At 36.1% G+C, this 22865-nt stretch carries 22 protein-coding genes; 10 read left to right on the top strand and 12 right to left on the bottom strand.

Annotated features, from left to right (window positions below):
• Positions 1-10: 10 nt before the first annotated feature.
• Positions 11-1402 (bottom strand): amino acid permease, encoded by a 1392-nt coding sequence (locus tag DN410_RS23170; RefSeq protein ID WP_149178214.1) that lies wholly within the window; start codon positions 1400-1402, stop codon positions 11-13.
• A gap of 280 nt (positions 1403-1682) precedes the next feature.
• Here DN410_RS23170 and DN410_RS23175 point away from each other — a divergent pair, with 280 nt between their 5' ends.
• From DN410_RS23175 to DN410_RS23185, 3 genes are all read left to right on the top strand, one after another.
• Positions 1683-2975 carry an NCS2 family permease gene (locus DN410_RS23175; RefSeq protein ID WP_149178215.1) on the top strand — a complete coding sequence of 431 codons (1293 nt, stop codon included), beginning with the start codon at positions 1683-1685 and terminating at the stop codon, positions 2973-2975.
• A 133-nt stretch (positions 2976-3108) separates the two neighbouring features.
• The gene (locus tag DN410_RS23180) at positions 3109-3309 is read left to right on the top strand and encodes a helix-turn-helix transcriptional regulator (RefSeq protein ID WP_000301182.1); all 201 of its coding nucleotides are present in this window, start codon (positions 3109-3111) and stop codon (positions 3307-3309) included.
• 4 nt (positions 3310-3313) lie between these two features.
• Complete coding sequence (locus DN410_RS23185) at positions 3314-3700, top strand: hypothetical protein (protein WP_149178216.1); 387 nt, start codon at positions 3314-3316, stop codon at positions 3698-3700.
• A gap of 46 nt (positions 3701-3746) precedes the next feature.
• Here DN410_RS23185 and DN410_RS23190 read toward each other — a convergent pair whose 3' ends face one another.
• From DN410_RS23190 to DN410_RS23225, 8 genes are all read right to left on the bottom strand, one after another.
• Positions 3747-4184, bottom strand: a complete 438-nt coding sequence (locus DN410_RS23190) for a GNAT family N-acetyltransferase (protein WP_149178217.1) — start codon at positions 4182-4184, stop codon at positions 3747-3749.
• A gap of 14 nt (positions 4185-4198) precedes the next feature.
• Positions 4199-4456, bottom strand: a complete 258-nt coding sequence (locus DN410_RS23195; protein WP_149178218.1) for a DUF4022 family protein — start codon at positions 4454-4456, stop codon at positions 4199-4201.
• A 53-nt stretch (positions 4457-4509) separates the two neighbouring features.
• On the bottom strand, positions 4510-6339 hold the full coding sequence (locus DN410_RS23200) for a monovalent cation:proton antiporter family protein (RefSeq protein ID WP_149178219.1): 1830 nt from the start codon (positions 6337-6339) through the stop codon (positions 4510-4512).
• A 221-nt stretch (positions 6340-6560) separates the two neighbouring features.
• On the bottom strand, positions 6561-6872 hold the full coding sequence (gene qoxD / locus DN410_RS23205) for a cytochrome aa3 quinol oxidase subunit IV (protein ID WP_139869420.1): 312 nt from the start codon (positions 6870-6872) through the stop codon (positions 6561-6563).
• Positions 6873-7475, bottom strand: coding sequence for a cytochrome aa3 quinol oxidase subunit III (gene qoxC, locus DN410_RS23210; protein WP_000729318.1), 603 nt, complete (start codon positions 7473-7475; stop codon positions 6873-6875). It abuts the gene before it with no gap.
• Between the two features lie 13 nt (positions 7476-7488).
• Complete coding sequence (gene qoxB / locus DN410_RS23215) at positions 7489-9423, bottom strand: cytochrome aa3 quinol oxidase subunit I (RefSeq protein WP_149178220.1); 1935 nt, start codon at positions 9421-9423, stop codon at positions 7489-7491.
• Positions 9424-9456: 33 nt separating this feature from the next.
• Positions 9457-10332: a cytochrome aa3 quinol oxidase subunit II gene (locus DN410_RS23220; protein WP_078986314.1), complete on the bottom strand. Its 876-nt coding sequence runs from the start codon at positions 10330-10332 to the stop codon at positions 9457-9459.
• Positions 10333-10614: 282 nt separating this feature from the next.
• Complete coding sequence (locus DN410_RS23225; RefSeq protein WP_149178221.1) at positions 10615-12030, bottom strand: amino acid permease; 1416 nt, start codon at positions 12028-12030, stop codon at positions 10615-10617.
• A gap of 374 nt (positions 12031-12404) precedes the next feature.
• On the opposite strand from DN410_RS23225, the gene DN410_RS23230 reads away from it, so the two are divergent.
• The 7 genes from DN410_RS23230 (at position 12405) to DN410_RS23260 (ending at position 19947) form a co-directional block, all read left to right on the top strand.
• On the top strand, positions 12405-13118 hold the full coding sequence (locus DN410_RS23230) for a C39 family peptidase (protein ID WP_179958638.1): 714 nt from the start codon (positions 12405-12407) through the stop codon (positions 13116-13118).
• A 130-nt stretch (positions 13119-13248) separates the two neighbouring features.
• Entirely contained in the window at positions 13249-14424 is a 1176-nt protein-coding gene (locus DN410_RS23235; RefSeq protein WP_149178222.1) for an amidohydrolase, read from the top strand.
• Position 14425: 1 nt separating this feature from the next.
• On the top strand, positions 14426-14623 hold the full coding sequence (locus DN410_RS23240; protein ID WP_149178223.1) for a DUF3311 domain-containing protein: 198 nt from the start codon (positions 14426-14428) through the stop codon (positions 14621-14623).
• On the top strand, positions 14620-16092 hold the full coding sequence (locus tag DN410_RS23245; RefSeq protein WP_149178224.1) for a sodium:solute symporter family protein: 1473 nt from the start codon (positions 14620-14622) through the stop codon (positions 16090-16092). Before DN410_RS23240 ends, DN410_RS23245 begins: the two co-directional genes overlap by 4 nt.
• A 101-nt stretch (positions 16093-16193) precedes the next feature.
• Complete coding sequence (gene gerLA, locus DN410_RS23250) at positions 16194-17672, top strand: spore germination protein GerLA (RefSeq protein ID WP_149178225.1); 1479 nt, start codon at positions 16194-16196, stop codon at positions 17670-17672.
• On the top strand, positions 17673-18797 hold the full coding sequence (gerLB, locus tag DN410_RS23255) for a spore germination protein GerLB (RefSeq protein ID WP_149178226.1): 1125 nt from the start codon (positions 17673-17675) through the stop codon (positions 18795-18797).
• Complete coding sequence (locus DN410_RS23260; protein WP_149178227.1) at positions 18781-19947, top strand: Ger(x)C family spore germination protein; 1167 nt, start codon at positions 18781-18783, stop codon at positions 19945-19947. The genes gerLB and DN410_RS23260 overlap by 17 nt, the downstream gene beginning before the upstream one ends.
• Positions 19948-20158: 211 nt before the next feature.
• Here DN410_RS23260 and DN410_RS23265 read toward each other — a convergent pair whose 3' ends face one another.
• Genes DN410_RS23265 through DN410_RS23275 form a run of 3 tightly spaced genes read right to left on the bottom strand, consistent with a single transcriptional unit; the run spans position 20159 to position 22513 of the window.
• A complete protein-coding gene (locus DN410_RS23265; RefSeq protein WP_144615874.1) occupies positions 20159-21559 on the bottom strand; it encodes a nucleoside recognition domain-containing protein in 1401 nt (466 codons plus the stop codon).
• Positions 21537-22259, bottom strand: a complete 723-nt coding sequence (locus DN410_RS23270; protein ID WP_149178228.1) for a FeoB small GTPase domain-containing protein — start codon at positions 22257-22259, stop codon at positions 21537-21539. Before DN410_RS23270 ends, DN410_RS23265 begins: the two co-directional genes overlap by 23 nt.
• Positions 22256-22513: a FeoA family protein gene (locus DN410_RS23275; RefSeq protein ID WP_088232588.1), complete on the bottom strand. Its 258-nt coding sequence runs from the start codon at positions 22511-22513 to the stop codon at positions 22256-22258. Before DN410_RS23275 ends, DN410_RS23270 begins: the two co-directional genes overlap by 4 nt.
• Between the last annotated feature and the right edge of the window lie 352 nt (positions 22514-22865).

A 22865-nucleotide genomic window follows, 5' to 3' on the forward strand; every position in this document is an offset into this window, starting at 1 on the left:
GATCACAGGTTTAACTTATTTTTGAATTAGATGCTTCATCAATTTTATGAAACCCTTTTATATAATACACGATAGCTAAGCCGATAAGCCAAATTGGGCCGACAATTAATGCGATTCGTGTATCTTCCGAATAGGCCATTATACCTAGTACAAGTCCGAGGAAACCAAGTGAGAAATATGAACTTAATGGATGTAAAGGCATTTTATATGTTAGCTTATCCTTTTTATCAGTTTGCAATCCTTTACGGAATTTAATTTGAGCGACTAAAATAATGCCCCAAGTCCAAATTGCCCCGAAAGTTGAAATACTAGTAAGCCATGTAAATACTTTTGCAGGAACAAGGTAGTTTAATATAACGCCGATAAGTAAAACGATTGCTGTTGCTACAATTCCTTGACTCGGGATACCGTTTTTATTTAAACGGCCGAATCGTTCAGGAGCTTTCTTTTGTTGTGCTAATGTAAATAGCATACGGCCTGTACTAAATAAACCGCCGTTACAAGAAGAAAGTGCAGCTGTTAAAACAACAAAATTTATAATACCCGCTGCCTTTGCGATACCGATTTGTTGGAATGTTAGTACGAATGGACTTCCTTTCTCACCAAGTTCGTTCCATGGATAAATTGCCATCATAACAAATAGAGCCCCAACGTAGAACAGTAATATTCTCCAAAATACGTTATCAATTGCTTTTGCGAGTGTTTTCTTCGGGTTTTGAGCTTCACCAGCTGTAACACCGATTAGTTCAACTCCTAAATAAGCAAACAGTACCATTTGCAAGGAGAGTAGTAATCCAGAAAAGCCATTTGGGAACCATCCACCATGTGACCAAAGATTTGAAATACCAGTAGCGATACCACCATTTCCAAATCCGAATAAAATAATGCCAGCTCCAACTACTATCATACAGATAATTGTGACAATTTTGATGAGAGCAAACCAAAATTCAAGTTCTCCAAATACTTTTACGGATAAGAAATTGAAAGCACTCATTAATAATAGAGCTAAGAGTGCCCAAGTCCAGCGCGGAATATCTGGGAACCAGTACTGCATATAAATTCCTGCTGCCGTAATTTCAGCCATACAAGTAACAACCCATAAGAACCAATAGTTCCAACCGGTAATATAGCCAGCTAGTGGTCCAATATAATCATTTGCATATTTACTAAAAGAACCGGCAACAGGCTGTTCAATTGCCATTTCTCCAAGTGCTCGCATAATGAAAAAAATAACGAGTCCGGCAATCATATAGCCTAGTAAAATAGAAGGACCAGCTAGTTTAATAGCAGAAGCGGAGCCTAAAAATAGGCCAACGCCAATAGCTGAACCAAGTGACATTAAAGTAATGTGTCGTTCTTTTAAACCTCGGTTCAAAGTTCCAGATTTGTTTGAGTGTTGCATAAGAAGAATCCTCCTTGTAGAATGACCGATATTTGAATGTTTTCGCTAAATGTTTAACTATTTCAAATTATAAAACATTTCTATCTGTTATGCTACAAAAATAATCATAAAGAACTGTACTACATCTGGACTTGTCAGACTTAAACTTAAAATTCTCACTATTAGAGAATATATTGACTCTTCTTTTTATTGATTGTTAAGATTAAGTATTATATTTTCTCACATACTAGTAAGAAAAGAATGTGTAATAATAATTCAGATGTAGGAAGGGTACATAAGCATGTTTCAATTACAAAAATATAACACTTCTGTGAAGCAAGAGCTTTTAGCTGGCATCACAACTTTTTTTACATTTGCGTATATTCTTGTCATCAATCCGAAAATATTATCTGATGCAGGTGTACCATTTGATCAAGCTTTTACGGCAACTATTATTGCGACAGTTATTGGGACGCTATGTATGGCGTTTTTAGCTAACTATCCAATTGTTATTGCTCCAGCTATGGGAATGAATGCATATTTTGCTTATTCTGTTGTTCAACAAGCAGAGGGGATTACGTATGTCATTGCGTTTTCAGCAGTATTTGTAACAGGTATCATTTTTCTTCTATTATCTTTCACTTCATTTAGGCAAAAGCTAATTATCGCAATTCCTGATAGTTTAAAGCATGCAATTGCAGGTGGAATTGGGCTATTTATTGCTTTCATTGGATTACGCCTTTCTGGAATTATCGTGGATCATCCATCTAATTTAGTTACGATTGGTGATTTTCATTCTCCAGCCGTTATATTAACTTTAATTGGTTTAATTTTAGCGGCGGTATTAATGACATTACGTGTGAGTGGTGCATTATTTATTAGTATGCTTGTGACAGGAGTTATCGCCTTCTTTACAGGGCAACTGAAGTTTACGGATAAAATTGTAGCAATGCCTCATTTACCAGAAGGAATTATCGTTTCAAATCCAATCAACGCCTTTTCAGATGTAATTGAATATGGATTATATGGTGTTGTATTTTCATTTTTACTTGTATTGTTATTTGATACAACAGGTGCATTACTTGGTTTAATTAAACAAGCAGGTTTAATTACAGATAATACAGAGAAACGTTTTGGTAAAGCGTTTATTGCAGATGCAATTGGCGGAACGACAGGTTCTATCTTTGGAACAAGCCCAACAGCAGCGACGATTGAATCGTCAGCGGGTATTGCTGCAGGTGGTAAAACTGGATTAACAGGTATTGTAGTTGTTGGTTTAACGATTATAACGGCATTCTTCAGTCCTGTAATAGCGTCTTTATCAAGTGTAGCCGCTATTACAGCTCCTTCATTAATTATAGTAGGTAGTTTAATGGCACAAAGCATTCGAGATATTAATTGGAATGAGTTTGAAGATGCATTGCCGGCATTTTTAATTTTCGTAGGTATTCCGTTAACATCTAGTATTGCGAATGGAATTGCAATTGGATTTTTAGTGTATCCAGTCTTAAAGATTGTGAAAGGGAAAGGGATGGAAGTACATCCGTTACTATACTTATTTACAATTTTATTTGGATGTCATTTATTCTTATAATATATTGGGAGAGGGGCTTCTGATGAGAGGCTCCTTTTTTGTGTATAATAAGGTGAAAATCAAATTAATTACGTAAAATATAAATTACTTAATGGAATATATATATTACAATAGAGGCGAAGGAGGAACATGAATGGCTGTAAGTAAAATAAAAGTCGCACGTGTTCAGTTAGATTTAACACAGCAACAATTAGCAGAAAAAGTAGGGGTTACAAGGCAAACGATTAGTTTAATTGAAAAGGGGAAATACAATCCGTCTTTAGATTTATGTTTGAAAATTTGTTATGCGGTAGATAAAACATTGAATGATTTATTTTGGGAGGAAAAGGAGTGATAAGGTGAAAATTGTGAAAGATGAACGTTTAATGATTGAAGGGCTAAAACATATTAGATTAGTTTTCATCTTACAAAATATTGTCATACTAGGTATTGTTTTTTATCGTTACGTTTTGCAAGGTGCAGGATATGAAAGTGTTTCGGATTTATTAATGGTGTTTATGGGCGGGATAATAGTTATTAACTTTTTAAATCTGAAAAATTCAGTGGAAGTGTATGAGCATACAGGGGGAGTATCACGTAGTTATTTTATGAAGCTATTATTAATTCCAGTAGGTATTATTATTGGACTGTTAGCTATTTATATCATTGTAACACCAGATATTTCGATAAAGGAGATTAGTATAGCAGCACTTATTATGTTGATTTGTTTAAAAGATAAAAGGTGAAGATTAAAATATAAGAAAAGCTTTCCTGTATTGAGGAAAGCTTTTCTTATATTTTTTTATACAGAACTTTATGCAGGCCAATCGGTTCAATTTCAAAGATTTCACCGTGTTCGTGGAAACCTAATCGTTTGTAATAGTCAGCTACAGTAACTCGCCCATTACACCATAAAATATTTGCGTTACGTTCTTGTAAAATTTTCTCGGCTTCATGGATTAGGGAGCTTCCAGCACGTTTGTTTCGAAAGTTTGGTAATGTTGCCATTCCTCGTAGTCGATAGTGGCTACCAGCTGGTAAGTCAGGGTATATTTCTTTTGAGAAGGAAGCGATACTAATCAGTTCATCATTTGAAAAAGCGCCTAAGTGGAAGGTGTCTGCTTCGTAGTCGGAAGAATATTTACAAGCTGCTAATGTTTGACTTGGGCGCAAAATTTTTTGACGTAATACGTAAGTTTCAGATCCATCAATATGTTTTACCGTAATCATATTAACATCCTTTCTTATAATCCTTTTTCTGTTAGTTGTATGAAAAAATAAGCAGGTGCGGCGAAAAGCCCGAGTATGCTAGCAGTTCCAAGAAGGAGTGAAAGCAAGAGACAAGTGTATTTAACTCCATTTGATTTTTTCCAGCCGTAACTACAAATTTCAATGCTAACACCGATGAGAATAATGGCAACGAGTACTTCCGCCAATAATAAGAGAGCTAAAGTTGCAATAGACATAATGTGATTCATCCCCATAATATATGATAGTAACATTTTACCATATGAAACTTAAAAAAATGCCCCTCAATTATGTGAGGGGCATTCTTCTATTCTAATATGTTTTTCAATGTATCAATATGTTCTTTTGAACCTGTCACAAGTAATGTATCACCATGTTGCAGTCTTGTATCACCATGCGGTATTAATGCTTTATTGCCACGATAAATTTGAATAACGAGTACATCACCTAAAAACGGAAGGCGACGTAGTGCAACACCGTTATATTTATTGCTACGCAGTTCAACTTCACGTACTGTTTCATTCGCTGTTGTAATTAAACGAACGAGACTTGGCTTATCAATAAGGGCACGTAATAAAATACGTGTAGAGTTAATTGTTGAGAATACTGCAATATGTTCTTGCGTTGCTTTTTCTTGTAGAAGAGGATCTTCTACACTTGCAATAACATGTTCAACACCTAGTTCTTTTGCGTGTTCTGCTAATAATAAGTTTAGTTCATCATCGCTTGTTGCAACAACAACTCGATCTGCGTTAAATGCTGTTTGTTCAGTTAATGATGCGATTGTGATGTCATCTAATTTCACGATAGGGAAGTCATGTGATTTCGCTTCCTCATCATTTATTTTATTTTGACGCATCATATATAGTGTTACGTCATAATCTTCTCGTTTTAAATCAAGTGATAACGGAAGAGTAATTCTGCTCGCACCAATAATAGAAACTTTTGGTTTTGGTGTTTCTACTTTCGGGAACATCTTTTTAAATAATATAGGTGCAAAAATACAAGTAATAACAGCACTTAAAATAAGAGAAGCTGATAAACTTGGACTGATGATCTCTAATTTTTCACCGATTTGTGCAGCCGCAATAACTAAAGAAAGTGTTGATGTTAATAAGATGGCACTTCCGAGTACGATATTGCGTGGATACCATTTTCGTAAAACGAGTGATGGTAATAGTTTTGAGATAAATAGTCCTACAATTAATATTGGGATCATTAGCATACTTGAAGGTTCTTTGAAAATAGACCAAACTTCTAGATTTACACCAACCATTACGAAGAAAATAGGGATGAAGAAACCGTATCCGATGGAATCAAGTTTTTCTACCATGTCTTCATTTGGTGATAATAACGATACGAGTACACCTGCTAAGAAGGCACCTAAAATGTTTTCTGCACCAACAGATTCAGATAAACCAACTAATATTAAAATGAGTGCAAAAACAGCTCGTGTATCAATTTGTACACTACCAGCTTTTAAGCTATCCAAGTATGGAATGTTTTTAAAACGTTTTGCAACGAAGTAAATAACAATACCAGCGCCGAATAGAAGAAGAAGGAGCCACATGCTTTGACCGCTTTCGGAATTTAATCCGACGAATACAGCGAGTAAAATCATTGTAACTAAATCCGCAATAACAGCGACTAATAAAATGATTTGCCCAATTGCTGTTTTTCCTAAGTTATTCTCTTTTAATGTTGGTACGACAACACCTAAAGAGATTGTTGAAATGATTAAAGTCATAAACATTGCATTATCTACAAATCCTAGCCATACGAATAGTAGTGATAGGGCATAAGATAAGATGAAAATAAATAAGAAGATAATGCTTGCTGCTTGGAATGTGTTTGGTTCATTTGTCGTATTCTTTTTCCCTTTTTGTTTAAAGATAGAAAAATCAATTTCTAAACCGCTTAAAAACATAAGAAAGATAAATCCTAGTGTCGATAAGACTTGAAGCCACATATCTGGCTCAATAATATTAAACCCACTTTTACCTACAAAGATTCCTGCGATGATTTCTGCAACAACGACAGGAAGTGCTTTTAATTTAAAGCGTTGTAACAAAAGGGGAACGAAAAACGCGATTGCAACGACAACCATAAGTGATAGAACAGAAGTGTGATGTTCCATTGCGTTCTCTCCCTTCAAATAAATATAGTACCTATTTAGCCATATAATAGGTAGAAAAGCAACGCATATGGATTCGATTTCATAAAGAAAGAGTTTTCTTAACATTTGTCATAATAAGTATATTTTTCATGATTCTGTTGTTAATTCCGTAATGTGGATGTAATAGGAGAGGGAATAAAAAAAAGACTGCTGAGGAATCTCAGCAGTCTTTTTCATGTACATTACATTGAGAAGAAGATCCATACAGTTAAACCAACTGTTGCAGTTGCAACGAAGAAACTGTAAATCATAGTAAGAATTTGAACTCTTCCTTCTCCTTCTTTTAAATGCATGAACATAATTAATTGTAACAACGCTTGCGCAACAGCCATTATGATAATGGTAGTTAAGATCGTTGATAGTGGCAGGCTTGTGTAAAGTGCCACGTATAGAGCTAGAAACGTTAGTGCAAGCGATAAAATAAATCCGAAAACGTGTGACCAAGGGAATCCGCTATGCGCATGCCCGTTTGCTTGATTGTTATTTTGACCCATTTACGCCACCATCCCGTTCAAGTAAACTAGTGTGTAAATGAAGACCCAAACTAGATCAAGGAAATGCCAGTATAAGCTGATAATGAATACTTTACGAGCTGTAACTGGTGTTAAACCTCGTTTTAAAATTTGGATAATAACACAAGTTGCCCAAATGATACCGCCTGTTACGTGGGCTCCGTGCGTTCCAAGAAGAACGAAGAATCCAGATAGGAAAGCACTTGTTTGAATTGTTGCGCCTTCACCAATATACATAATGAACTCTTCAATCTCGAAGAATAGGAAGCCTGCACCTAAAAGTAATGTAAGGACGAACCATCCAAGCATTGCTTTTTGATTGTGCTTACGCATTTCGTGAATCACGATACCACATGTGAAACTACTTGTTAAAAGTAGTAGTGTTTGAATTAAAAGCGTTTTAAGTTCAAACAGTTGTGCTGGTGTTGGGCCATCTGCCGTACGACCAGCGAGTACTAGATAAGAGGCGAAAAGTGTTGCGAACAGCATAATTTCAGCCCCAAGAAAAATCCAGAATCCTAGGATATTCAATCTGCTTTGTTCGGATTGATATTCCAAAGGTAAGCTTTTATCTAAAGCCGCCATATCATTTCACCTCTCATGCTATATGTTCTGATTTTTTAATTTCATCAACACTGATATAGTAACCTTCATCGTAATCGAATGAACGATAGATTAAGCAAGCTAAAATACCAACGCCGCCGATTGCTGCAAGCCAGAACCAGCTAAATACTAATGCGAAACCTGCAAGACCGAAGAATAAAGACGCAATAATAGGCACACCAGAATTACTTGGCATGTGAATTGGTTTGATATCTTCTGCTGCTGGTGTAACTGTTTCTCCGCGTTTTTTCATGTACCAGAAAGCATCAGCTTCTTTGATTTCAGGAAGTTGCGCGAAGTTGTAATGTTGTACAGGAGATTGAGTTGCCCATTCAAGTGTACGGCCATCCCATGGATCTCCAGTTGTGTCACGTTCACCGTGACGAGCACTCCAAATTACGTTGTAACAAAGAAGTAGGAAACCAATACCCATCATTACCGCACCAACAGATGCGATTTGGTTTAGCCATCCCCATCCAAGACTTTCAGAGTAAGTGTACATACGACGAGTCATACCGTCTAAACCTAAGAAGTACATTGGGAAGAAACAGATGTTGAATCCGCTCATAAAGATCCAGAATGTCCATTTACCTAGGCGTTCATTTAACATATGACCAGTCATTTTTGGATACCAGAATGTGAATCCAGCAAGCATAGCGAATACTGTACCTGCGATTAATACGTAGTGGAAGTGAGCGATTAGGAAGTAGCTGTTATGGTACTGATAATCAGCTGCTGCCATACCAAGCATAACCCCTGTAACCCCACCGACTACGAAGTTTGGAATAAATGCCAATGACCAAAGCATTGGAACTGTAAAACGAATACGTCCTTTATACAGTGTAAACAACCAGTTAAAGATCTTAACACCGGTTGGAATCGAAATCGCCATTGTCGAAATCGAGAAGAATGAGTTAACCGCTGGACCTGCACCCATCGTGAAGAAGTGGTGAAGCCATACGACGAAACTTAGTAACGAAATTGCGACCATTGAGTAAACCATTGCACTGTAACCGAATAGACGTTTACGTGAGAATGTACTAATGATCTCAGAGAAAATACCGAATGCCGGTAAAATAACGATATACACTTCAGGGTGACCCCATACCCAGAATAGGTTGGCCCATAACATTGGCATACCGCCGCTCGCCATCGTAAAGAAGTGAGCATCGAATAGACGGTCAAATGTCATTAATGCAAGAGCAACTGTTAATACTGGGAAAGCGAAAATAATGATAATTGTTGTAATTAAGATTGACCAAGTAAACATTGGCATTCTCATTAAAGTCATACCAGGTGTACGCATTTTTAAGATAGTAACAAGGAAGTTAATACCTGTCATTAGCGTACCGAGACCAGATATCTGTAATGCAATTGCGTAGTAGTTATTTCCTACGCCAGAAGTAAACTCTGTACCTGCCATTGGGAAGTAAGAAGTCCACCCAGCGTCTGGAGAACCACCGATTACGAAAGCGATGTTGAATAACATTGCTCCGACAAAGAATAACCAGAAACTTAAAGCATTTAAGAACGGATATGCAACGTCACGAGCACCAATTTGTAATGGTACTACAAGGTTCATTAATCCCATAACGAATGGCATTGCCATGAAAAGAATCATTACTGTACCATGCGTTGTAAAGATTCCGTTATAGTGTTCCGCGTTTAAATAAGTTGTTTCTGGGAATGTTAACTGAGCACGGATCATTAAACCATCCATACCACCACGGAATAACATGATAACCGCAGAAATAATATACATGGCTCCGATTTTTTTGTGGTCAACAGTTGTTAACCATTCGTCCCAAAGCCATTTCCATTTTTTATACTTTGTTAGTACGAAAATGATTGCTAATGTCACAAGAACGATAGAAGCGTCTGCACCGTAAATAATCGGGTCACCTGTGACAAAGAATTCATCAAGCTTCACTGTGTTCACTCCAATCTGTTGGAATAATAGCTATTATTTTTTGTTTTTGTAGTAGTTATAATCACAATATTCAAGTGATTTTGGATCTACATAACTTAAGTGATGACTAGAGAACGTCATACGACCAACTACACCAGGTTTAACAATTTCGTTGTACTTATCTTCTGTTAGTTTAGGAGCAGTTTGTTGTACTTCTTTAACCCACTTGTCATACTTTTCTTTTGTTTTTGCTTCAACTTCGAACTCCATGTGAGTGAATCCTTCACCAGAGAAGTTCGCACTACGGCCTAGGTAAGAACCAGGCTTATCAGCTTGTAAATATAAATCCATAATCATGCCGTCCATAGTGTATTTCATACCACCAAGTTCTGGAACCCAGAAAGCATTCATTGGACCTACAGAAGTCAGTTTAAATTGAATTGGTACACCAGCTGGGATGTTTAAATAGTTAACGGTTTCAATTTTTTCCTCTGGGTAACTGAATAACCATTTCCAGTTTGCAGATGTAACATAAATTTCAACTGGTTTAATATGTTTGGACTCTTCCGGAACCTCTTCCGAAGCATAAGTTGCTTTAACTGTTGGAATCGATAATGCGATAACGATAATAACAGGAACAAGCGTCCAAATGATTTCTAATAATGTGTTACCGTGTTGATCAGGTGGCTCATAGTCCATATTCTCTGGTTTTTCACGATAACGAATCAAGATGACTGTAAACAAGATGAATACAATTGCGATAATTAATGACATAAGCAAGAATGACCAAACAATTAAATCATACTGTGCTTTTGCAACAGGTCCTTGCGGATTTAATACTGCGAGTTTCTTATCACAGCCACCGAGGAACAGAAGTAATGATAACGGAAGAAGCGAAGCCAACTTCCAAAACGCTTTCTTTAGTTGCACGATTGAAAATCTCCTTTCTCCTTGGATTGAAACTATGCCAATAAAACAATATAAACCTATTAATTTATAGAAGGCAATAGTTTTTGTGATATTGTTAAAAAATAGACACAAATGCACACTTTTTAAGGTGAATATCATTTGTAACTTGATTACATTGTAAACTATTTTCCAGAGAAAAACGTGATTGTGAAAATTTTAAGATAAATAAAGTTATACCAAGATATCCAAGAAATAGAAAAAAGCTATCTTATCATAAGAAAGATAGCTGAATATTTTGTATATTTAGTTTATTTCGCGTGAAAGAGTTCGTTGCTGTTCAAATGTGACAACTTTTTTATATTTAACTTGGTATAAAATGTAACAAATGACCATAAATGGAATTCCGCAATAAAGAGCAATTCTCTGATCGGGAATGAAAGCTAAACTAACAAATGTAATAAAATTGAGTGAAAATGCTACGATTGGAACTAGCGGATAAAGTGGTGTGCGATATTTTAAATCATTTATGTCGCCACCATTTTTCACAAAGCTTCTACGGAAGAAAAACTGTGAAGCCGCGATGGACATCCAAACGACAACGGCAGCCATTGCTGCAATAGATGTTAGGACTAAAAAGACAGTATCTGCTGCAAATACACTTGTTAATAAAGAAAGGCTTGCAAAAATCAAACTGAAAATTAATGCATTTAGTGGCACGCCTTTTTTTGTTAATTTCGTAAAAGCTGGACTTGCCATTCCTTGTTTTGCCATCGCCCAAAGCATACGAGAATTCGCGTATAGACCAGAGTTAGCTACAGATAATACAGCTGTAATAATAACAAAATTCATAATGTCAGCTGCATATGGAACACCAGCCACATCAAATACAAGTACAAATGGACTTTCGACTAGGTTAGCCTCCTGCCATGGGAGTAAACCTACGACAACTGATATTGCTAAGACGAAAAAGAAGAGAGTACGCCAAATTGTATTTTTGATTGCTTTTGGAATTGTTTTTTCAGGGTTTTCACTTTCACCTGAAGCGATTCCAATTAATTCCGTTCCTTGGAATGAGTAATTAACTGTAATCATCGTAAGAAGAACCGCTAATGCACCGTTTGGAAATAGCCCGCCATTTTCAGTGAAGTTGTGAAGCATTGGTGCTGGCTTTCCGTTAAAGTCTAGTAGACCGAACATAACGGCACCGCCAAGTACGATGAAAACAACAATTGTTGCAACTTTTACACTTGCGAACCAGAATTCTGCTTCTGCGTATGCTTTTGCTGATAAAGCGTTCACAAGGAAGAGTGCAGCTGCAAATGTAACACACCAAATCCATGAAGAAACGTCTGGAAACCAACGCTTCATTAAAATACTAACAGTTGTTAACTCTACGCCAACTGTAACAGCCCAATTTAACCAATACATCCAACCGACGACAAATCCAAAACCAGGTGAAATAAATTTGCTTGCATAACTTTGGAATGAACCTGCTTCTGGCATAGCTACGGATAATTCACCAAGACATAACATCGTTAAATACATAACAAATCCACCGACTAAAAATGCAAGAATAGCACCGCCAGGTCCAGCGTTATGGACGATTTGACCAGATCCCATAAATAGACCAGTTCCGATGACACCACCTAGCGCAATCATAAATAAATGTCTACTTTTCATTGTTCGTTTTAAATCTGTTTGTTCTACTTGTTGATTCATATGCCCCTCACCCCGTTAGTTTCTTGTGTGTATTAACTGGTTTCATTCTGAGTTTTTAATCATTAGTGGGGGATGTGACACATACTCAGTTTATTTGTTATGAAATGAATGGAGTATGCAAAAAAGAACTATGACTAAATACTCTAAGAATGTTTATTAACAAGGTGATATCTTCACTATGTTAATAATTTTGATTTTAGCAAAATATTCCGAGGAAGTATATTGTTTTTTCTTTTTATTAAAAATAATTAGAATTTTATAACGATACAGATGTGAATAATAATTCACAGAATCTTTCTAGCAAACTAGTAAGAAGAAAGGTACAATGGTAGAGGTTACGTCTTTAAAATAATTGATATAATGGAGTTTGGTTAATGGTGAAAAAGTTAAAATATATTTTTATTCTCGGTATAATATTATGCGTAGCTTTTTTGATAGGGAAAAATAAAATTATGCAAAAAGCGCAGCAAATACGATTAGATTTCATGTCTGAAATGAAAGAAGCAACAATGATTGAAAATGTACCATTCATAAAACAGTTACCAGAATTACCTCGAGGATGCGAAGTGACAAGTTTAGCGATGTTATTACAATATAAAGGTATTCAAATAGATAAGATGCAACTTGCTAGTGAGATTCATCGCGTTCCATTTGAACAGAATGGATTGAAGGGAAATCCTTATGAAGGATTTGTTGGTAACATTTATACGAAATCTGAACCTGGATATGGCGTATATAATCAACCGATTTTTAATTTAGCAGAAAAATATATTCCTGAAAAAGTACTTAATTTAACGAGTAGAGATGTGCAAGATGTATATAAAGTAATTAGTTCTGGTTCACCAGTTTGGGTCATTATTAATACGACGTTTAAGCCGCTAGCTGAAAGTAGTTTTGAAACATGGAATACAAGCTCGGGAGAAGTGAAAATTACATATTATGAGCATAGTGTAGTAGTAGTTGGATACGATCAAAACTTTGTATATGTAAATGATCCTTTAAAAAACAATCCACGTTTTGCTGTTCCACGAGCAGAATTTGAGAAAGCTTGGGAGCAAATGGGAAAACAAGCTATTACTATTTTATAAAAATAAAAAGTCATCTTACGATGGCTTTTTATTTTTAATTTATTAAGATGGAAAATTCAGAATATTCTTTTAAAAGTTAACAATTCACGTTATAATAACATTTAACTTGGTGAAGAAGGAGAGAATAGAAATGGATGTTGCAAAAGAACTTGTTTTGTCAAAGAATCAGTTGATTGAGTGGAGAAGGCATTTTCATAAGTATCCAGAGTTATCTTTTCAAGAAGAAAGAACATCTCAATTCGTATTCGATATACTTCAGAATATCCCGCATTTAGAAGTATCAAGACCTACTAAATATAGTGTAATGGCAAAGTTAACCGGTAAGAAACCTGGTAAAACAATTGCGGTTCGTGCTGATATGGATGCTCTTCCTATTCATGAAGAAAATGAGTTTGATTTTATTTCTACATACCCAGGTGTGATGCATGCGTGCGGTCACGATGGACATATAGCGATATTACTTGGGGTCATACATAAGTTAGTAGAAGAAAGAGAAAAGGTTAAAGGAGAAATTCGTTTTCTATTTCAGCATGCAGAAGAAAATTTCCCAGGCGGTGCAGAAGAAATGGTCGCGGCAGGAGTAATGGAAGATGTGGATTACATTATCGGTGCTCATCTTTGGGCTGCGTTAGAAGTTGGAAAAATTGGTGTAACGTATGGTCCGGCAATGGCTGCACCAGATGTTTTTAAAATTACAATAGAGGGAAAAGGGGGGCATGCTGGAATCCCTCATGAAACAGTTGATAGTATTGCAATTGGTACACAAGTTGTTTCGCAGCTTCAGCAAATTGTATCTCGCCTCACGAATCCATTAGATTCTCTCGTAGTATCTGTTACACAATTTCATGCGGGAACAACTCATAATGTGATACCAGAGCAAGCGGAGATTGAAGGGACAGTGAGAAGTTTAAGACATGAATTAAGAGGAGAAACAGAAGAGAAAATTAAGCGGATTGTGAGACATGCTACGGAATCTTACGGAGCGAAATATACATTTTCTTATGAATATGGGTATCGACCAGTTGTAAATGATTATGAAGTTACTGAACTTATTGAGCACACTGCATTGCAACTTTATGGAAGAGAAAGGGTTGTTCGTTTACAACCAACGATGGCTGGAGAAGACTTTTCCGCATTTTTACAAAAGGCACCAGGGACATTCTTTTTTATCGGAGCAGGAAATAAAGAGAAGGGGATTATATATCCTCATCACCATCCTCGTTTTACGATTGACGAAGATGCACTACCAATTGGGGTGGAAGTTTTTGTATCATCCATTATGAACTTCATAAATAAAGGAGAATGAGATGAAGAAAATACACGTGCTAGCGCTTATTCCAGTTCTTTGTTTAGTAGTCGGACCAGTATTTGCAAATTCGGTCACTCCTTACGTACTCGGGATGCCATTTTTATTGTTTTGGGTATTATTCTCGGTACTCATTACCTCTCTTTGTATGGGGATTGTGTACGTATTCGATCCCGCTAATAAGGGGGATGTAAAATGACAGCACTACTTATCATTATCTTATTTTTATTTGTGGCACTCTTTTTAGGGATTCGGGCGCAGCATGGAAAAGATATGAATTTAGAGCAATGGTCAGTTGGAGGAAGAGGGTTTGGAACAATCTTCGTTTTTCTTCTTATGGCAGGAGAAATTTATACGACATTCACATTTTTAGGAGGGAGTGGCTGGGCGTATAGTAAAGGAGCTCCTACTTTTTATATTTTAGGTTATGGCGCGCTAGCTTATATTTTATCGTATTTTTTATTACCGCCAATTTGGAAGTATGCAAAAGAACATAACCTTGTTTCACAGCCGGATTTTTTTGCGAAGAAATATAGAAGTAAAGCACTTGGACTGATTGTTTCAATTGTTGGTGTTGTTTCCATCATCCCATATCTTGTTTTACAGTTAAAAGGATTGGGGATTATCGTGTCAGAAGCTTCTTATGGAAGGGTATCACCTGTTGTTGCAGTATGGATTGGCGCTATTGTTATAACGATATATGTAATGGTTTCAGGTATACATGGGTCAGCTTGGACAGCTGCTTTGAAGGATATTATGATACTGTTTATCGTTATGTTTTTAGGTATATATTTACCGTATCATTATTACGGAGGGTTTCAGCCGATGTTTGAAGCTGTAGAAGCTGCGAAACCAGGATTTTTATCTTTGCCTGAAGAAGGGATGAGTATTTCTTGGTTTGTTTCTACTATTATATTAACGGCCCTAGGCTTTTATATGTGGCCTCATACATTTGCTTCTGCTTTCTCTGCTAAAAATGAAAAAGTGTTTCGTAAAAATGCAGCCATTATGCCACTGTATTCTTTAGTTTTACTTTTCGTGTTCTTTGCAGGGTTCGTAGCTATCTTACAAGTTCCTGGATTAAAGGGAGGGGATGTAGACCTTTCGTTAGTCCGTCTGGCTCTTCAAACTTTTGATCCTTGGTTTATTGGGATTATTGGTAGTGCTGGAGTTTTAACGGCATTAGTTCCAGGTTCTATGCTTGTCATGGCCGCTTCTACATTATTAGCGAAAAATATTTACCGAACAATGGTCCCATCTGCTTCGGATCGACAAGTTGCAAAAACAGCGAAATTATTTGTTCCTGTAGTAACGCTTGTAGCTGTTTTGTTCACTTTTAAAGGTGGAGAAACGATAGGAGCACTTCTTTTAATGGGATATAGTATAGTGACACAACTTTTCCCTGCACTTGTATGTAGTCTGTTTCCACGTCAGGTTATTACGAAGCAAGGGGCAATTGCAGGGATGGGGATTGGGTTGTTAGTGGTTGCGTATATTACTTTATCTGGTTCAACTATAGCTACGATGTTTCCGGGGTTCCCTCAATATATAAAAGATTTAAATGTAGGTATAGTCGCATTGTTAATGAATATGATTGTGATGTTTATCGTTAGCGGGTTCACGAAAAATGTGTCTATAAAAGCGGACAATATAATAGTAGAAAAGTAATTCGTATGCTAGAGCTATCTTTGAAAAGAGATAGCTTTTTTTTGTATATATTTTCTTCTATTAGCGGAATCTAACTAAAAACTTGTTGAAAAGGAAGTTAGGTGGGGGACTTGTTAGAGCTAAAAGGTAACTTATTTGAAGTTATGAAAGAAATTAGGGATGAGTTAGGTTCGCCTAATGATTTAACAATTAGGGAAGTTGCCCTTGCTGGTAGTTTTACACGCTGTGCTGTTGTTTTTTTATGTGGGTTAACAGATAAGGATAATGTTTATAAATATGTAGTTCGTACACTTCAATATGAAGAAATACAAGAAGAAGCAGCTGTTGTTCAAACGTTATTGGATCGCTTTATTTCTATTGCGGAAGTTGGTAAGAAGACAACGTTTCCGGATATTATAAATGCGATTTTAGCGGGAGATACAGTTATATTAATCGATAATATTCAAACCGCTATCGTAATTAATAGTAGAGCTTGGGAAAAAAGAAGTTTAGAACCGCCAGTAACAGAAGATTTAATACGTGGACCAAGGGTTGGATTAAATGAAGATATTAACGTGAATAAAATGTTGATTCGCCGTAGTTTACGTGACCCAAAGCTGAGATTTCAATCTTATATTATGGGGAAGAGATCCCAAAAAGAAGTGACTTTAGTATATATAGAAGACATTATTAATCCTTACATTGTAAAAGAGCTAGATCGGCGTCTTCAATCCATAGTGACAGATGTTGTTTTTGAGACGGGTACAATTGAGCAATTAATTCAAGATAATAATTTATCACCGTTTCCGCAGTTTTTGAATACGGAAAGGCCTGATAATATTGTGGCCTCATTAGCGAAAGGAAAGGCAGCTATTTTGGTGGATGGATCACCGTTTGCCCTTATAGCTCCGCTAGTATTTGTTGATATTTTTCAATCTGTGGAAGATCATTATGAGCGTTGGGTAATAGGGACTTTATTAAGAATTTTGCGGATGGGTTCTGGTATAGTTGCAGTTTTAATGCCGGCGATGTATGTAGCGCTCGTCTCATATCACCAAGGACTTATTCCTTCTAAATTGGCTTATTCGATTGCTGGAGCAAGAGAAGGTGTTCCGTTTCCTGCATATATAGAAACATTAATGATGGCATTAACGATGGAATTAATACGAGAAGCGGGAATTAGGTTGCCGAAACCGATGGGGCAAACAATTGGGATTGTAGGTGGGCTTGTAATTGGAGAAGCAGCGGTGAACGCAGGAATTGTAAATCCATTTTTAGTTATCATTATTGCGGTTACAGCTATTGCTACATTTTCACTTCCGGTGTATAGCATCACAATTACGTTTCGAATTTTACTTTTCGTCTTTGTGTTAGCAGCGACTGCTTTTGGATTGTATGGAATTATTTTAGCGCTTATTGCACTTGCGGTTCATATTACAAATTTGAAGAGTGTTGGTATTCCTTATACAACACCTATCGCTCCAGCTTTTTATAAAGATTGGAAAGAAGAGCTTATTCGTTTGCCAAAATCAATGTTGAAAGAGAGACCGGAATATTTACAAACGAAGGATTCTACAATACGTCCAAAGGAGCGAAAATAATTGAAACCATTTGAGTATGGAGATGAAGAGATTGGATCTCGGGAAATTGGATTTGCAGTATCATCGACCATTATTGGTATAGGGGCATTGTCTATGCCAAGAGATATTGCTAACCAAACTTTATTTTCGGACGGTTGGATTATTTTGCTTTTGGGTGGATTGGTTTGTGCAGTTTTAGGTTGGTTTGTAACGAGGGTAGCGATTTTATTCCCGAAACAAAACTTTGTTCAATATACGAGTGCGCATTTGACAAAGCCTGTTGCGTACACAATTAGTAGTATTTTAGTATTAACATTTTCTGCTTTGACAGCATATGAATCGCGAATGATTTCGATTATTTCTCAAACGTATTTGTTTAGTGATACACCGTTACAACTACTGTCTTTCTTCTTCTTATTAGTTGTTATTTATGGAATAGCGGGATCAAGAGCGGCCTTATTAAGGTTAAATGTTCTATTTTTACCGATTGTTTTAATTGCGATAGTGCTTCTTTCTTTATTGAATATAAATTTAATGGAAATAAATAATTTACTACCAGCTTTTCAAACGAAAATGAGTCAATATGCTGTTGGAGTTAAGAATTCTATTTTTACGTTTATTGGATTTGAAGTAGCTCTCTTTTATGCTGTGTTATTAAACGATAAGACAGCAAAAAAAGCACCAATGGCAGTTGCGAAAGCGGTAATGGTAAATGTGCTGTCGTACATTTTAATTTATGTAACTTGTATTAGTGTTTTTACGTATATGACAACTCGTGGATTGACATACCCAACAATTGAATTAGGGAAAGAAATTGAAATTGGTGGAGGTTTTTTAGAAAGATTTGATGCAATTTTTTTTACAACTTGGATTATTACTATTTATAACACTACAGCAATGTATTATGACGTCGCATCTTTATTATTTTGTGCTATGTTTCCAAAAGTTAAGAAACATACTTTCATTTTTGTAAGTGCCCCGATTATTTTTATGGTGAATATGATGCCTAGTAATTTAAATGCTTTGTCAAGTTATGGGACGTATTTAGCTTGGATAGATATGGGGTTTGTCGTGTTAGCACCTTTGTTAGTTTTTATTGTATATAAAATAAAAAGAAGGAATGGTAGAAATGAAACACCTTCTTAAAATTATAATGCTTATGGTTTTAGTTGGATCTATCAGTGGGTGCTCTGAGCTAGAAGAAATAGAAGAAAGAGGATTTGTAGTAGGTGCAGCCTATGATATCGTGAAAAAAAAGAAATCGAATCCGATTATGAAAGGGACGTATCAGATGGTACTTCCCAGTAAGCTAGCGCAACAAGGGGGACAAGGTGGTGGAGATAGCGAAAATTATATTAATGTGAGTGCGAAAGCAGATAGTGTCTTTGAGCAAATACGAATTATCGCAAAAAAAATTAGTCGCTCATTATTTTTTCCGCATATACAAGTGATAATTTTTTCTAAAGATTTATTAGTGAATCCATATGTTTTACAAAATACGTTAGATGTATATATTCGTGATCATGAGATGAGGCGAAATATTCGTTTGTTCGTTTCTGACAAAGATGCAGAAGCTATTTTAAAGCAGAGCGCTAAGCCTGAAAATTTACCAGCGCAGTATATTGATATGTTAGCTGAACATCCTCCAAAAAATGCCCAAATGATTGAGGCTGCAAGAATTGGTGAAGTTCAGGAAAAGATGATTGCGAGCCGAAGCTTTGTATTACCTATTCTTGAATTAACAAAGCAAGGTGTACAAATGAACGGGGCAGCGTTGTTCCGTGGGAAGGATAATAAGTGTGTAGGTAGTTTGAATGGGGAAGAAACATTAGGGATGAATTATATAATAGGTAAGAAAATTGGAGGATTCTTTACCGTTCGTAAAAAAGATCAGCTTATTACATATGAAATTCATAAGATGCGTCGAAAGATTAAAGTATCTACAGAAAGTGCTACAAAACCGAAGTTTGATATTCATTTATATTTGGAAGGCACTTTAGCTGAGTTACACTTTAATGATCATAAACAAATTATGAACGAAAAGCGATTAAAGAAAAACATCACGAAGGAAATGGAGAAGCGCATTCAAAAATCGATTAAGCTTGTTCAAAAAAAATATAAGGTAGATGTATTAGAATTAGGGGAAGTATATAAGCGGCATAATTATAAAGAGTGGAAAAAAATAAGTAAGAATTGGGATCAAGGTGAAAATTACTTTAGTGATGCTGAGGTTACTGTTCATGTTCATCCAACAATTGAACATTCGGGTTCAGCTTTACCAAAAAGAGTAAAGTAAGGTGATGGAAGGTGTTTACTGGATTAGGGATTAGTTGCACAATATTAATGGCAATTCTTCCGGGGGCCATATACTACATTCATAAAAAAATCACAACGTATGGAGCGCAACCTTGGAATACTGATGTGCAAAAAAAGAAACCTGAATGATTTCAGGTTTCTTTTATACAAAGCATATGTGAAGGAGGATACCTTCTATGTATGCTTTGTTTTTATACAAGCCCTAACCAATGTACCAATTGTGTAGAGAGGAATGTCACAACAATGGCGATAACGGTAGGGATTGCAAACGATAAGAATGTCCATTTTGCACTTTTTGTTTCTTTATATATGTTAACCAGTGTCGTTCCACATGGGAAATGAAGAAGTGAGAACAACATTGTGTTTAACGCCGTTAACCAAGTCCAACCATTTTCTAAAAATAGATTTTTAATCTGATTAAAATCATCTATTTCAGTTAAAGCTCCAGTTGATAAGTAAGACATTAATAAAATCGGGATAACAATTTCATTAGCGGGTAGTCCAAGAATGAATGCAGCTAGAATAAAGCCGTCGAGTCCTAACATTTTAGCGAATGGATCTAGGAAGTTTACAAAATACATAAGTAGGCTTGTGTCACCGATGAAAATATTAGCTAGTAACCAAGTTAATGCAGCCGCAGGGGCAGCTACAACAACAGCTCGTTTTAAAACATAGACTGATTTATCGAGTGTTGCACGCACAATTGTATTCCAGACCTTTGGCTTACGGTACGGTGGTAACTCAAGTGTGTAGTGAGTTGGAACGCCTTTTAAAGCTGTTTTTGATAGTACCCAAGAAACGGTTAATGTCATAATAACACCAATTACAACCATTCCAACTACAACGCCGGCAGTAACAAGTGTTTGCATGCTGCCTGTATAACCAGCGGCCATAAATAGTGAAGCCATTAAAATTAACATAGGCCAGCGACCGTTACAAGGCACGAAGTTGTTTGTTAAGATTGCTAGCATACGTTCACGTGGTGATTCAATAATACGCGTTGACATAATAGCTGCGGCGTTACAACCAAATCCCATTGCCATTGTTAAAGATTGTTTGCCGTGTGCACCAGAGCGTTTGAATAATCGGTCCATATTAAACGCAACGCGTGGTAAGTATCCGTAGTTTTCTAATAGTGCAAACATAGGGAAAAAGATGGCCATAGGTGGTAACATAACGCTAATAACAGCGCCGATACCACGGAACAAGCCAAGTATTAAAATGCCATGTAACCATTCAGGGGCATGTGCTGCTTGGAACCAAGATGTTAAATATCCTTCGGCCCATCCGAAGAACTCAGCAATCATATCAGATGGTACGTTAGCACCTGCAATTGTAAGATAAAAAATAATAGATAAAATACCGAGCATAATTGGGAATCCCCAGATTGGAGATGTGAAAATTTTATCTAGTTTTTCAGAACGATATAATTTATCCGTATTTGTATATTGAACAGATTCTTTACAGATGCTTGCAGACGTTCGATAAATATCTCCGACAATATCATCTCGTATATCTTCTTTTGAAAGTGTTTGAGCGTGTTGAATAATATAGTCTAATGGAAGAGCTTTACTGGCTGAGTGAGATTCCATTGATTACGACCTCCCTTACAAGTGGTTCGTTATGGTGTTTTTGAAGTGCAGTTAAGAAATTTTTATCTCCATCTAGTATACGTAATGCAATCCAACGTGCTGGATACGTATCACCGAATACTTTATAAATTTGTGGTTCTAATTCTCGAATCATATTTTCGATTTTTTCACTATAAGTAACTTTAATTGGTGTTGGAATTAGCTTTCTATTTGCCACTTTAGCGATGACGTTTAGCAAATGACCAATACCCACGCGGTTGCGAGCTGAAATTTTAACTACAGGTACACCAAGTGATTTTGCTAACTTCTTTTCATCGATAACAATACCTTTTTTCTCGGCTTCATCAATTAAATTAATACAAATGACTACGTTGCTTGTCATTTCCATCACTTGGAGTGCTAAATTTAAGTTTCTTTCCATAGCAGTTGCATCTATGACAACGACAGTTACTTCTGGCTTTTCAAATATAATATAATCCCTTGCTACTTCTTCATCCGCAGAATTTGAATACAGCGAGTAAGTTCCGGGTAAGTCTATTAATGTATAATTACTTCCGTTATGTTCATATTCCCCTTCAGCTTTTAAAACGGTTTTTCCCGTCCAGTTTCCAGTATGTTGTTTTAAGCCTGTTAAAGTATTAAATAATGTACTTTTCCCGGTATTCGGGTTACCAGCTAAAGCAATACGATGTTTGCTCATCTGAAATCATCTCCTATTAATATCCCGAAAATAAGGGAGCTTTCTTCCTTACGCAGTGCGATAGTTGTGTTACTTACTTGATAAGCGACTGGATCGCCAAGTGGACTGCGCTGTAATACTTTAATCGTTGCCCCAGGGATAAATCCTAAATCTAATAAACGTCGTTTCATAGTTCCTTCTAATTGTATCTTCTCAATTTGTACAAATTCCCCTGTTTTAAAATCGGAAAGAGGTTTAGTATTAGCCGATACCATAAAAGTTACCTCATCTCTATATTTTTAGTTTTAGTTTAAAAAGTTTCCTTAGGTAAACTTTTTGTTAGTAATATAGTAGACTACATTGAATGATGCTGTCAATTAGTACTTTAAAAATATTCATTTATTTTTAGAATTGTTCCAATTTATTTAGTTGTACTAAAAAAATATTACTGAAATTCTTTTTAATGTACATAAATGATGTGTGTAAAAGTGACAAAATACAGCTGAATTGTAAATGTAACTTTAAGTAAAAGGGCAAAAGAAAGAAAAACGTTTACATTGAATTTACATTGTTAAGAATAAATTTACATTACGGCTCAGTTAGTGTGGATTTTGTTGGATTCTTTAA

It is taken from the genome of Bacillus sp. SH5-2 (assembly GCF_008368905.1).
Taxonomy (GTDB): Bacteria; Bacillota; Bacilli; order Bacillales; family Bacillaceae_G; genus Bacillus_A; species Bacillus_A luti.

Excerpts from the sequence above, each read along its gene's own strand:
- DN410_RS23225 (WP_149178221.1), bottom strand. The coding sequence starts at position 12,030 with ATGAATCAACAAGTAGAACAAACAGATTTAAAACGAACAATGAAAAGT.
- DN410_RS23190 (WP_149178217.1), bottom strand. The coding sequence starts at position 4,184 with ATGATTACGGTAAAACATATTGATGGATCTGAAACTTACGTATTACGT.
- qoxD (WP_139869420.1), bottom strand. The coding sequence starts at position 6,872 with ATGGGTCAAAATAACAATCAAGCAAACGGGCATGCGCATAGCGGATTC.
- DN410_RS23240 (WP_149178223.1), top strand. The coding sequence starts at position 14,426 with ATGAAGAAAATACACGTGCTAGCGCTTATTCCAGTTCTTTGTTTAGTA.
- DN410_RS23200 (WP_149178219.1), bottom strand. The coding sequence starts at position 6,339 with ATGGAACATCACACTTCTGTTCTATCACTTATGGTTGTCGTTGCAATC.
- DN410_RS23260 (WP_149178227.1), top strand. The coding sequence starts at position 18,781 with ATGAAACACCTTCTTAAAATTATAATGCTTATGGTTTTAGTTGGATCT.
- DN410_RS23175 (WP_149178215.1), top strand. The coding sequence starts at position 1,683 with ATGTTTCAATTACAAAAATATAACACTTCTGTGAAGCAAGAGCTTTTA.
- DN410_RS23270 (WP_149178228.1), bottom strand. The coding sequence starts at position 22,259 with ATGAGCAAACATCGTATTGCTTTAGCTGGTAACCCGAATACCGGGAAA.
- DN410_RS23235 (WP_149178222.1), top strand. The coding sequence starts at position 13,249 with ATGGATGTTGCAAAAGAACTTGTTTTGTCAAAGAATCAGTTGATTGAG.
- qoxC (WP_000729318.1), bottom strand. The coding sequence starts at position 7,475 with ATGGCGGCTTTAGATAAAAGCTTACCTTTGGAATATCAATCCGAACAA.
- DN410_RS23265 (WP_144615874.1), bottom strand. The coding sequence starts at position 21,559 with ATGGAATCTCACTCAGCCAGTAAAGCTCTTCCATTAGACTATATTATT.
- DN410_RS23180 (WP_000301182.1), top strand. The coding sequence starts at position 3,109 with ATGGCTGTAAGTAAAATAAAAGTCGCACGTGTTCAGTTAGATTTAACA.
- DN410_RS23230 (WP_179958638.1), top strand. The coding sequence starts at position 12,405 with ATGGTGAAAAAGTTAAAATATATTTTTATTCTCGGTATAATATTATGC.
- DN410_RS23275 (WP_088232588.1), bottom strand. The coding sequence starts at position 22,513 with ATGGTATCGGCTAATACTAAACCTCTTTCCGATTTTAAAACAGGGGAA.
- DN410_RS23195 (WP_149178218.1), bottom strand. The coding sequence starts at position 4,456 with ATGTTACTATCATATATTATGGGGATGAATCACATTATGTCTATTGCA.
- DN410_RS23245 (WP_149178224.1), top strand. The coding sequence starts at position 14,620 with ATGACAGCACTACTTATCATTATCTTATTTTTATTTGTGGCACTCTTT.
- DN410_RS23170 (WP_149178214.1), bottom strand. The coding sequence starts at position 1,402 with ATGCAACACTCAAACAAATCTGGAACTTTGAACCGAGGTTTAAAAGAA.